This is a genomic window from Ruminococcus sp. 8Y-12, assembly GCF_058119865.1.
This window is the reverse complement of the sequence record NZ_CM176623.1, coordinates 3,338,822-3,350,709: the sequence shown is the minus strand read 5'-3', so window position 1 is coordinate 3,350,709 and position 11,888 is coordinate 3,338,822. Positions and strand designations below refer to the sequence as shown.

The 11,888-nt window shown below is 49.4% G+C and carries 10 protein-coding genes; 1 reads left to right on the top strand and 9 read right to left on the bottom strand.

What is annotated here, in order from left to right; translation table 11 throughout:
• Nucleotides 1-161 precede the first annotated feature (161 nt).
• Nucleotides 162-1,352, bottom strand: a complete 1,191-nt coding sequence (locus AC0THY_RS13050; protein ID WP_489991033.1) for an acetate kinase — start codon at nucleotides 1,350-1,352, stop codon at nucleotides 162-164.
• Between the two features lie 38 nt (nucleotides 1,353-1,390).
• Nucleotides 1,391-2,386 carry a phosphate acetyltransferase gene (gene pta / locus AC0THY_RS13045; RefSeq protein WP_489991032.1) on the bottom strand — a complete coding sequence of 332 codons (996 nt, stop codon included), beginning with the start codon at nucleotides 2,384-2,386 and terminating at the stop codon, nucleotides 1,391-1,393.
• A gap of 451 nt (nucleotides 2,387-2,837) precedes the next feature.
• Between pta and AC0THY_RS13040 the strand changes: the two genes are divergently transcribed.
• Entirely contained in the window at nucleotides 2,838-4,130 is a 1,293-nt protein-coding gene (locus tag AC0THY_RS13040; RefSeq protein ID WP_489991031.1) for a nucleotidyltransferase, read from the top strand.
• Nucleotides 4,131-4,144: 14 nt separating this feature from the next.
• Here AC0THY_RS13040 and AC0THY_RS13035 read toward each other — a convergent pair whose 3' ends face one another.
• From AC0THY_RS13035 to AC0THY_RS13005, 7 genes are read right to left on the bottom strand one after another with little or no spacing between them, the layout of a single operon-like run.
• On the bottom strand, nucleotides 4,145-5,482 hold the full coding sequence (locus AC0THY_RS13035) for an MATE family efflux transporter (protein ID WP_489991030.1): 1,338 nt from the start codon (nucleotides 5,480-5,482) through the stop codon (nucleotides 4,145-4,147).
• Nucleotides 5,483-5,492: 10 nt separating this feature from the next.
• Nucleotides 5,493-6,857, bottom strand: coding sequence for a PFL family protein (locus AC0THY_RS13030; protein ID WP_489991029.1), 1,365 nt, complete (start codon nucleotides 6,855-6,857; stop codon nucleotides 5,493-5,495).
• Between the two features lie 22 nt (nucleotides 6,858-6,879).
• The gene (locus AC0THY_RS13025) at nucleotides 6,880-7,152 is read right to left on the bottom strand and encodes an ACT domain-containing protein (protein WP_489991028.1); all 273 of its coding nucleotides are present in this window, start codon (nucleotides 7,150-7,152) and stop codon (nucleotides 6,880-6,882) included.
• Nucleotides 7,153-7,167: 15 nt separating this feature from the next.
• Nucleotides 7,168-7,965: an MBL fold metallo-hydrolase gene (locus AC0THY_RS13020; RefSeq protein WP_489994195.1), complete on the bottom strand. Its 798-nt coding sequence runs from the start codon at nucleotides 7,963-7,965 to the stop codon at nucleotides 7,168-7,170.
• On the bottom strand, nucleotides 7,952-8,557 hold the full coding sequence (coaE, locus tag AC0THY_RS13015; protein WP_489991027.1) for a dephospho-CoA kinase: 606 nt from the start codon (nucleotides 8,555-8,557) through the stop codon (nucleotides 7,952-7,954). Before coaE ends, AC0THY_RS13020 begins: the two co-directional genes overlap by 14 nt.
• A 1-nt stretch (nucleotide 8,558) precedes the next feature.
• On the bottom strand, nucleotides 8,559-11,186 hold the full coding sequence (gene polA / locus AC0THY_RS13010) for a DNA polymerase I (RefSeq protein ID WP_489991026.1): 2,628 nt from the start codon (nucleotides 11,184-11,186) through the stop codon (nucleotides 8,559-8,561).
• 21 nt (nucleotides 11,187-11,207) lie between these two features.
• Nucleotides 11,208-11,786 (bottom strand): zf-HC2 domain-containing protein, encoded by a 579-nt coding sequence (locus tag AC0THY_RS13005; RefSeq protein WP_489991025.1) that lies wholly within the window; start codon nucleotides 11,784-11,786, stop codon nucleotides 11,208-11,210.
• Nucleotides 11,787-11,888: the final 102 nt, after the last annotated feature.

Below are 11,888 nucleotides of genomic sequence, written 5' to 3'. Positions count from 1 at the left end.
AGCGTCTTAGTTGTAGTTAGCAGATAGTTCATCGGAATACTGCACGCGTCCCCGAAACATAGCCCTGCGCCGAAGGAAGCGTCCCCCCGCCTAAACTGTTCCGTACAACCTGCCCGGCAATATGAATGCCGGGCAGGTAACAATTATTCTACTCGCTCCTTTTAGATAAGAGCCACTGTCTCACGGCAAATTGCCAGCTCCTCATTGGTGGGGATAATGGCAACTTTCACCTTGGATTCCGGAGTGGAGATCAAGGTGTCCTCGCCTCTCTTTTTGTTGGCCTCAGCATCCAGCTCAATTCCCAGATAACCGAAGTAAGAGCAAACCTTCTCACGCACGATTCCCCCATTCTCTCCGATACCCGCTGTAAATGCAATGGCATCCACACCGTTTAAGGCTGCCACATAGGAACCCACATACTTCGCTACGCGGTAGCAGAATACCTCCATAGCGTTCTTTGCGTACTCATTTCCCGCATCCATAGCATCTTCCAGATCTCTAAAATCGCTGGAAAGCTCTTTGGAGAGACCGTATACACCGGACTTCTTGTTCAGCACGTTCATCACCCCGGCTATATCCAGATTCTCTTTCTTTGCGAGGAACTCCATAATTGCCGGATCAATATCTCCGGAACGTGTACCCATTACCAGACCTTCCAGAGGAGTCAGACCCATGGATGTGTCAATACATTTTCCATCCTTCACAGCACTGATGGAAGCGCCATTGCCCAGATGGCATACAATAATCTTAGAGTTGTTGATATCCAATCCCATAAACTCAGCCGCATGCTTTGAAACAAAGCTGTGGGAGGTACCGTGGAAACCATATCTTCTCACTTTATATTTCTCGTAGTACTCATAGGGAAGCCCGTACAGATATGCTTTCGGGGGCATGGTCTGATGGAACGCTGTATCAAATACGCCTACCATAGGCACACCCGGCATCAGCTCTTCACAGGCACGGATACCGATGAGGTTAGCGGGGTTGTGCAGCGGTGCCAGATCATTGCACTCAACCACTGCATCCAGCATCTCCTGATTGATAACCGCAGAGCAGGCAAACTTTTCTCCGCCATGTACTACGCGGTGCCCAACTGCGTTTACCTCTTTCAAGCTCTTAATTGCACCGGTTTTCTCATTTACCAGGGCGTCCAGAACCATCTGGATCGCCTCTTTGTGGGTGGGCATGGGAGCTTCCGTGATCTCTTTGTCACAGCCTGCTTTCTGGTACACCAGTCTCCCGTCGATTCCGATTCTCTCACAGAGTCCTTTTGCAAGCACATCCTCTGTATCGGAGTTAATCAGCTGATATTTCAGCGATGAACTTCCGCAGTTGATAACTAATACGTTCATTATTTTCTCCTCCTAAACGAACATTTATGTATACTTCCTTATTCAGCCTGGCACTGTACCGCTGTGATGGCAACCACACCCACGATATCCTCCGCAGAGCATCCCCTGGAGAGGTCATTGACCGGTTTTGCGATTCCCTGGGTTACCGGACCGTATGCCTCTGCTTTAGCCAGTCTCTGAACCAGCTTGTATCCAATATTTCCGGCATCCAGATCCGGGAATATCAGTACATTTGCTTTGCCTGCAACCGGGCTGTCCGGTGCTTTGGAAGCACCTACGCTGGGCACGATGGCTGCATCTAACTGGAACTCTCCGTCCAGCTTCAGTTCCGGATATGCTTCCTTTGCAATCTTAGTAGCTTCCACCACTTTATCTACATCCGCATGTTTTGCGCTGCCCATGGTGGAGTGGGAAAGCATAGCAACTACCGGCTCCTTATCAACCAGCAGCTGGAAGGAATCTGCGCTGGACTTTGCGATGGCTGCCAGTTCGTCAGGTGTGGGGTTCTGATTCAGTCCGGAATCTGCAAACACAAAGGTGCCGTCAGCACCGTACTCACAGTTCGGAACCACCATTAGGAAGAAGGCGGAAACCAGTTTTGTTCCCGGTTTTGTCTTCAGGATCTGAAGGCAGGGTCTTAAGGTATCTGCAGTAGAGTGGCATGCTCCGGACACCATTCCGTCCGCATCCCCCATCTTTACCATCATAACGCCATAGTACAGGTACTGATTCAGCAAAATCTCCTTTGCCTGCTCTGGTGTCATACCCTTCTTCTGTCTCAGCTCTACCAGTTTATCGATATATGCTGCTGTCTTCTCACTTGTAGCGGGATCTACGATCTTGGCCCCTGAAATATCCAGCCCCTCGCTGCCCTTTTTAATCTCTTCCTCGCTTCCCACCAGTACAATGTTGGCAAGTCCTTCCTTTAAAATCTGTGCGGTGGCTTCGTATGTTCTACGATCTTCTGTCTCTGGCAGCACGATTGTCTTTTTGTCTGCTTTTGCTCTCGCTTTAATAACGTCAATAAATCCCATGATTTCTGACTCCTTTCGTATTTATCAATATTTTCATTATATCCCCTGGGCTTGTCAATTTCAACCAGGAATTGTGTATCTTTTTGTATACACACTGTTAAAAAGTTACTGTTCATACTGCAATTAAGGAGCCGGAATCCCTCACGTGGAATCCGGCTCCTGTTTCCTTTTACCTCCGCCACTTTTTTATAAGATTTGCCGGTCCTTTTTGAAATAACGTATCCACTTGCACCTTTAACCATCTTCCAGCTAAGTGTGATCTTACTCTTTGCCGCGGTGCCTTTCGTTTACTTATAGGATGTGGAGGAAGCTTTTAATTTGTTGGATAACCAATGTGTGAATCTGACACACTTGGTAAAAATAGATAATATCATTTGATTCGGCTATACAATTCTTTAGACAGGCATTATAATAAGCCGTATGATATCATACAGCTAAAAAGGAGATTACTATGCGAACCGTTGGTATAATTACTGAATACAATCCCTTCCACAATGGCCATGCCTACCACATAGAGCAGTCTAAGAAACAATCCGGGGCAGACTACTGTATAGTGGTGATGAGTGGTGATTTTGTACAGAGGGGAACGCCTGCTATTATAGATAAATTTTCCCGCGCTGAAATGGCCCTGCGCTGCGGTGCGGATCTGGTGCTTGAACTGCCAGCTGTCTATGCCTGCGGAAGTGCTGAGTATTTTTCCCTGGGTGCAGTATCCCTTTTGCATTCACTGGGTATCGTAAATACACTCTGTTTCGGAAGCGAATGCGGGGATATCAGTTTGCTCTCCAGGGCCGCCGATATCCTCTTTGAGGAACCTCTAGATTACCGCTGTATGCTAAGAGAATATCTTAGCCAGGGTGATGGCTTTCCTGTTGCAAGGCAGAAGGCACTTAAAAACTATCTTTTGAGAACCTGCCCTGACCAGTCCGAAAGCACTATTCTGCCTCCCCTGCTGGAGGACCCCAACAACATATTAGGCATCGAATACCTCAAGGCCCTCCGCACTCTGGGAAGCAGCATCCAGCCCATAACCATTCAGAGAGAGGGGGGAAGTTACCATCAGGATTTCCTGGACGGCACGTTCAGCTCTGCCACCTCCATTCGTAAAATACTTTACGCACCTTCCCAGCTGCTGAAAAGTATGCAGCGGCCCGCTGATCTTCTGACGCCTCTGAAGTCTGAAATCCCGGGCAATGCATTCCCTGTGCTGGAGAAAGCCTTTGGCCGCTCATGTCCGATTACGGCATCCGATTTTTCTGTCATGCTGCACTATCGGCTGCTCATGGTGTCCTCTTGCGAAGAGCTTACGCAGTATCTTGACATATCTGCGGATCTGGCGAAACGTATCTATGCGCAGATCCCCCATTTCAGGGATCTGGACAGCTTTGTCTCAATAATAAAAACCAGACAGTACACAGAAGGGAGAATCCGGCGCTGCCTCTTGCACCTGCTTCTCGGCATCCGTACGGATCTGGTAAATTCCTTAAAGTCTTCCGGCTGCCACCGCTATCTGAGGGTTTTGGGCATTCGAAAAGAGAGCTCACCGTTGTTAAAGCAGATCAAAACATGCTGTTCACTGCCTCTTATCACTAAGCTGGCGGATGCCTGTGCACTTTTAGACAGTGAGGGGCAGGCTTTGCTGAAAAGTGATCTCTTTGCCTCACAGGTTTACCACAGCGCTGTCACTGCAAAATATAACAGGGAACCTTACAACGAATTCACGGTAAAGTTCCCTGTCATTTGACATATTTGGTTTTTCTAAATCAGCTTTGCATCTTTCCAGCCGCCGTTTCGATAGCGTATGATTCCCAGCACCAGACCAATCACCCAGCCGATGGGGATGGACCACCAGATTGCCCGGTAACCAAAGACTGGCGAGAGCAAATAAGCCAGAGCCACTCTGGCTCCCAGGTTAAACAGAGTGACGGCCAGAAACCATTTCACATCTCCCGCGCCTCTGAGTATGCCTGTGTAGGAGTTCATAATTCCCATGAGAATGTAACACATTCCCACCACCTGAAGATAGTCCACTCCCACCGCGATGGCCTCCCGGTTGCTCTGGGTATCCATAAAGGCTCCCACAAACACATCCGCAAAAAGGAACAGGACTGCTGAGACAACTATGGCGATCCCCACGCTCATGATCATCCCTGAGTTCAACCCTTTCTTCACTCTCTCCGGCTTATCCGCGCCTATATTCTGAGCTGTAAAAGTGGAGACAGCGCTCCCTACATTTACCATGGGCAGTATGGCGATATTGTCAATCTTTGTAGCTGCGGCATAGCCCGCCATCACCACAGATCCATACCCGTTTACCAACCTCTGCACCAGCAATATCCCCACAGAAACCATGGACTGCTGCAGCATGGACGGAATGGCAATCCTGCAGATGGTCTTTAAAATTCTGACGTCAAAAAGACGAAAGGCATCTTTGATGTGCAGCTTGCGCATCCTCACATTCATCCACAGAAAAGAGATTACCATGGATATCCCCTGGGAGATCAGCGTTGCCCAGGCAACCCCCGCCACCCCCATGTGAAGGCTTCTCACAAAATACAAGTCCAGCACTATGTTACAGCAGGATGAGAACGCCAAAAACACAAGAGGAGAAACAGAATCCCCCATGGCGTTAAACACAGCTGTCAGAGAATTGTAGAGAAATAAAAAAATCATTCCTCCAAAATAAATCTTCAGGTACATGGATGCATCCGAAAATATATTCTCCGGAGTGTTCATAAACCGGAGAATTCCGTCAGTGCCCAGTATCCCGATTCCTGTGAGCAGGGCGCTCACCGCCAGGGCAGTGAACAGAAGTGTGTAGATTCCAGTCTTCATCTCCCCATAGCGCTTGGCCCCGAAATACTGGGATATGATGACGGAGGAACCAATGCTTAGCCCTGTGGCTATGGCCACAAAGAGAAAGGTAATGGAAGCGGAGGCCCCCACTGCCGCCAGGGCGTCCGCTCCCACAAAATTCCCCACAATGATCGAGTCAATAATATTGTAAAACTGCTGGAACAAATTCCCCAGAACCATGGGCACGGCAAAAAAGAAGAGTGTCCTGCCCGGTTTTCCAACGGTCATATCCTTTGCCATTGTGTTACCTCTAATTCTTAAAACTGTGTATAGGCGCCGGTATGCGTCCACCCCTGTTTACAAAGGCATCACATCCAAACTTATTCACCGGCATAATCGGCGCATACCCCAGGAGGCCGCCGAACTCAACGATCTCACCCACTCCCTTACCGATCACCGGGATCAGACGAACCGCAGTCGTCTTTTGGTTGATCATACCAATTGCCATCTCATCTGCAATGATTCCGGCAATGGTGGTTGTCTTGGTGTCCCCCGGAATTGCAATCATATCCAGGCCAACGGAGCAGACGCAGGTCATTGCCTCCAGCTTCTCCAGAGACAGCGCTCCCGCCTGAACAGCGTCGATCATTCCCTGATCCTCGCTGACCGGAATAAAAGCGCCGCTGAGTCCGCCCACGTAGGAGGATGCCATCACACCGCCCTTTTTCACCTGGTCATTGAGCAGCGCCAGGGCTGCGGTCGTTCCAGGCGCCCCCGCATACTCCAGACCGATCTCGCATAGAATATCCGCCACACTGTCTCCAATCGCAGGAGTGGGAGCCAGGGACAGATCTACGATACCGAATGGAACATTCAGATGTCTGGATGCCTCCTGTGCAACCAGCTGTCCCACACGTGTCACCTTAAAAGCCGTCTTTTTGATTGTCTCGCAGAGCACCTCAAAGTTTTCTCCCCTCACCTGTTCCAGTGCGGTCTTGACCACCCCCGGCCCACTCACGCCCACATTGATGATGGCATCCGCCTCCGTCACCCCGTGAAAGGCACCAGCCATAAAGGGGTTGTCGTCCGGCGCGTTGCAGAATACTACCAGCTTGGCACATCCCAGGGAGTCATTCTCCTTTGTACACTGTGCTGTCTCATAAATCATATCTCCCATCAAACGTACAGCATCCATGTTGATGCCGCACTTGGTGGAACCCACATTCACGGAGCTGCACACCCGTTCCGTCTGGGCCAGGGCCTGAGGAATGGAGCGGATCAAGTATTCGTCGCTCTTTGTCATTCCCTTGGACACCAGAGCCGAGTAGCCTCCGATGAAGTTCACCCCAACCTGGTGCGCCGCTCTGTCCAGAGTCTTTGCAATGGTCACATAGTCCTCCGGGCATTTGCAGGCTCTGCCGCCCACCAGCGCGATAGGCGTTACGGAGATACGCTTGTTTACGATTGGAATGCCGAATTCCCGCTCAATCTTATCCCCTGTGGAGACCAGATCCTTTGCCATTCCTGTTATTTTCTCGTAGATATTCCGGTTGACTGTCTCCAGATCTGCATCCACGCAGTCCAACAGGCTGATTCCCAGTGTGATGGTTCTCACATCCAGATTCTCTTGGGTGATCATTTTATTTGTCTCATTAACCTCAAACATGTTTATCATAGCTATGGTTCCTCTCTATTCCTTAGATGCGGTGCATCTTGTTAAAGATGTCCTCGTGCTGGCAGCGGATACTCACACCAATCTCATCTCCCAGCTGCTCCAGCTCTTTTGCCAGTTCTCCGAACCCTTTGGCCGCCTGATTGGCATCCGTAACCATCATCATGTTAAAAAATCCCTGTACAATCGTCTGAGAGATATCCAAAATATTTACATTATTGTCCGCCAGGTAGGTACATACCTTTGCGATAATTCCAACGGTGTCTTTTCCCACTACTGTGATAATAGTTCTCTTCATCTTTTTATTCTCCTTCTATATACTTACTAACGCGGAAACCTCATCCCGCTTCGCCACACTGATAAAAAAATCCTTGGCCTTATAGGGATTATCCCCAAGGGTAACCTCCGAACACACGGTTTCAAAAGCCAGGGCCTCATAATTATTCTCTTTGCTCAGATGCCCCAGCATCACTGCCTTCATCCCGTCATGCAAAATCTCGCACAGCAATCTCCCGGCATTTTCATTGGAGAGGTGTCCCCTGTTTCCCAAAATCCTCTGCTTTAGATAATAAGGATAGCTTCCCACCTGCAGCATATTGATATCATGATTCGCCTCCATCAATACCGCATCCAGCCCCTGTAAATGTTCCACCGTGTAGTCTGTATATACCCCCAGGTCTGTGATCACCCCCACAGACTGTTCCCCATGGTTTACCCGGTAAGCCACCGGCTCCGCCGCGTCATGGGAGATTGCAAAGGGAGCGATCTCTAAGTCTTCTATATGAAATGCCTCGTCCGCTCTGATCTCCCGGAAAAGCCCTTCATCAATCTTTCCAAGGGAGCTGCACCGCTTAATCGCCTCTATGGTCCCCCCCGTTGCGTAGATGGGGATGTTATGCTTTCTGGCAAGCACTCCCAGACCTTTGATATGATCCGAATGTTCATGGGTAATGAAAATACCATCCACATCCGAAGTGGTCCGCTCAATGGAATTTAGTCCCATCTCAATCCGCTTACCGCTGATACCTGCGTCAATCAGGATCGAGGCCTGATCTGAGCCCACATAAATGCAGTTTCCACTGCTTCCGCTTGTTATACTACAAAAATCCATGTTCCACCAGCCCTCTGTCAATTTGCTCATATGTATTTTCTATAAAATCGCTGCTGTTGTCAACCACAAATTGACAATGCTCCAGAAACTTTTCCTCTGAAAGCTGGTTTTTCATGATATCCGCCACCTTTTCTTCCGAGTATCCCCTGGAGGCCATCAGCCTCTTTTTGCGCACTTCTCTGTCTGCATGTAGATACCACAGTTCATCACAGATCACATCATAGTGGTCCTCAATTAGAAGCGCTGCCTCGATCACCAGAAAAGGGACATTTCCCGCAGCCCGTTCTTTTTCGATCTCCTGTATGATATACGTCTTTACAGCAGGGTGAACCATACTGTTTAGCCTGCTCAAGTTTTCCAGGTCCCGGAAAACCACTGCAGAGAGCTTGCTCCTGCAGATGGTCTGGTCCCCGTTTAATATACCGCTTCCAAACGCCTCCACCACTTTGTAATAACACACCTGCCCAGGCTCCATCAAAAGATGGGCTGCCTGGTCTGCCTGTATGACTCTGGCGTGATATCTCTTGGAGAGGTATTCCAGCACCGTACTTTTGCCAGCGCCCACACCGCCGGTCAATCCCAATATTTTCATCCTATTTCGCCTCATACCAATTATTTCCTGTGTGCATATCTATCTCCAGGTTAACTGAGAGCTCGGCCGCTCCCTGCATCTCCTGGGAGAGAATCCGCTTCACCTCGTCCAGCTCATCTATGGCTGCCTCAATGAGAAGTTCATCGTGTATCTGAAGAATCAGTCTGGACTTCAGCTTCTCAGCCTTGAGTCTCTCATTCACCCTCACCATAGCAATCTTGATAATGTCCGCAGCTGTCCCCTGAATAGGGGCATTCATGGCCACCCTCTCTCCAAAAGATCTCTGCATAAAATTGCTGGACCGAAGCTCCGGAACCGGCCTGCGTCTGCCAAACATAGTGGATACATAGCCCTCTCTCTTTGCCTCCTCCACAGTTCTGTCCAAAAATTCCTTTATCTTAGGATAGGTGACAAAATACTGCGCAATATACTCGGAAGCTTCTTTTCTGGTAATACTTAAATCCTGGCTCAGTCCAAAGGAACTGATTCCGTATACAATACCAAAATTTACCGCCTTGGCATTTCTTCTCTGCAAATCCGTTACCTGGTCAAATGGTATATGGAACACCTGGGACGCAGTGATGCGGTGGATATCCTTCGCTTCCCGGTAAGCCTGTATCAGAGTCTCATCACCGGAGATATGGGCCAGCACACGAAGCTCAATCTGAGAATAGTCTGCGTCCACAAACACGCAGCCCTCCTTTGGGATAAACACTTTTCTGATGAGCCTTCCCAGCTCCATGCGGATAGGAATATTCTGAAGGTTTGGCTCCGTGCTGCTGATGCGTCCGGTTGCTGTTATGGTCTGGTTGAAGGTGCTGTGGATTCTGCCATCCTCCCCGATATACACCGCCAACCCGTCTGCATAAGTGGACTTTAATTTTGTCAGCTGGCGGTACTCCAGTATCAATGTCACAATCGGATATTCCCCGGCCAGCTTCTCCAGCACATCCGCTGCGGTGGAATATCCGGTCTTGGTTTTTTTCCCTCCGGGCAGCTTCATCTTCTCAAACAAAATCACTCCCAGCTGTTTGGGAGAGTTGATGTTAAAGGTCTCCCCTGCCTGTCTGCAGATTTCCTGCTCCAGCTCCACGATTCTGCCCTGTAGCTGCTCTCCGTAAATCTTCAGGGCCTGGGCCTCCACCTGGATTCCAGCCTGCTCCATATCGTAAAGCGTATACACCAGAGGCATCTCAATCTTCCAAAAAAGCTGTTCCATGCCAAGCTTTGCCAGCCTGTTCATCACAGCTGGGACAGCCGCCCAGGCTGTATATCCCAGATAGCAGGCACAGGTAGTGAGCGCTTCCTCCTCCGGGGAGGCAAACCCGGTCTTACCTAAAAGCTCTGTCTTGGAGGGAATGACCATACCGAGATACTCTTTTGCCACATCATCATATAAATAGGTATCCTTTAGTGGATTCACCAGATAGGCTCCAATGGCCAGGTCGACCATCCGCTCCCTGCGGTCAACATGCATCCAGGGGAGCTGTTCCTTTAGGTTCAGGGTTCCTGCCTGTGGAACCGCCTCCAGCAGTTCCTGTGTCCTGGCGCAAAGATATTCCTGGGTCAAAAACCCCTCTGCCGGCAGGTAGTAGATATCCTTCTCCCCAAAGGCAACGGCTGCACCGTAAAATCTTTTATCCTGTATCAGAAAAGCAATCCCTGCCCGCTCTGCCTGTTTTGCTCTCTCAAATACCTGCTCCGCATCCTGAAGCTGTACAACCCTGCAAAATGCCTCTGTCACCTGGTTAGCCGGTGCCTCACAGGAGAATCTGGAGAGAAGGTTTTTAAACTCCAGTCGCTTGCAGATCTCAAACGCCTTTTCTGTATACAGGCTGCCGATCCTGGCATTTTCCAGCTCAAAAGCCACGGGACTGTCCACATCTATGGTGGCAAGCTCTTTGCTGAGCTGCGCCTTGTCATAGTTTTGCTGCAGGGACTCTTTGGCTTTGTTCGGTTTGATCTCATCCACATGGGCATAGGCATTTTCTATGGAACCGTAGGCTCCAATGATCTTTGCCGCCGTCTTTTCCCCCACGCCCGGGATACCCGGAATATTGTCTGACGCATCCCCCATAAGGGCTTTCAGCTCAATGATCTGCAGGGGTGTCACCTGATACTTTTCCAGAACGTCTTTTGTGTTGTAATCCTCTATCTCCGTGCCGGTTCTCTTAGTCTTCGGAATGCGGATTTTAATGTGGTCTGACGCCAATTGGAGCAGGTCCCTGTCACCGGAGACCACCGAAACCTCCAGTCCCTCCCGCTCCATCCTCTTTGCCACTGTTCCCAGAAGATCATCCGCCTCATAACCCTCCAGTTCCAGCAGAGGAATCTCCATCGCTGTGAGGAGCTCTTTCATCACAGGAACCTGCTGGTGCAGCTCCTGGGGCATTGGTTTTCTGGTGCCCTTGTATTGGTCATACATTTTATGGCGGAAAGTGGGCGCTTTTAAGTCAAAAGCCACTGCCAGGTACTGCGCCTGCTCCTCATCCAGTATCTTAAACATTATATTTAAAAAGCCATACACCGCATTGGTGTGCAGACCCTCAGAATTGGTCAGATCAGGCACCCCGTAAAAGGCTCTGTTCAGTATACTGTGTCCATCTATCAATACAATTTTTTCGTTCATTCCGTTCTCCGTCCTATTCTACTATTCTATTCTGTCCTTGATCTTTTCATCCGGAATCTCAAACTGCCCCTTTTCCACCTTGTCTCTGGGCATCAAAGGCCCGGTCCGTGGTTCCTCCGGCAGTTCGGAAACAGGCTCCTCTTTCTTGCCCGACTCTGGAGCAGTGGTCTGACTCTCCGTTGTCAGAGTCGTTTGAGGCATTGTTTCCTCCTGTATCTCCTCACCGTACATCAACTGGTAAACAAGAGTCTCCTCAATCGCCCCTCTGTCCCACAGCTCGATCTGTGTCAATAGCACCACGGTCAGCAGCACCTCCGCAACCAGCATGATTCCGTAACTCCAAAACCTCAGAAGTTTTCTGCGGCGTATGCGCCAGCTGGATGCCTCCAGATCATCTTTCAGCATCTGCTGTATATTATAAGAAATATTCTTATCTTCATCCAGCTTTTGCAGTGCAAAATGAATGGTAAAATATATTTCCAATTCCTCATGACATTCCCGGCACTCTTCGATGTGCTCCAGGAACTCTTCCAGTTCCCTGTCATCCAGCTCTCTTCGAATGTATGGGGTCACCATACTCTGTGCTGTTTTACAGTCCATTCTTTCCTTATCCTTTTCTGTAAATCTGCGGATCAGGCCGCGGTTTCCGTAAATCTCCCGTACATTATATCACAACTTTTAGTGAAAAGCCACATCTCCACA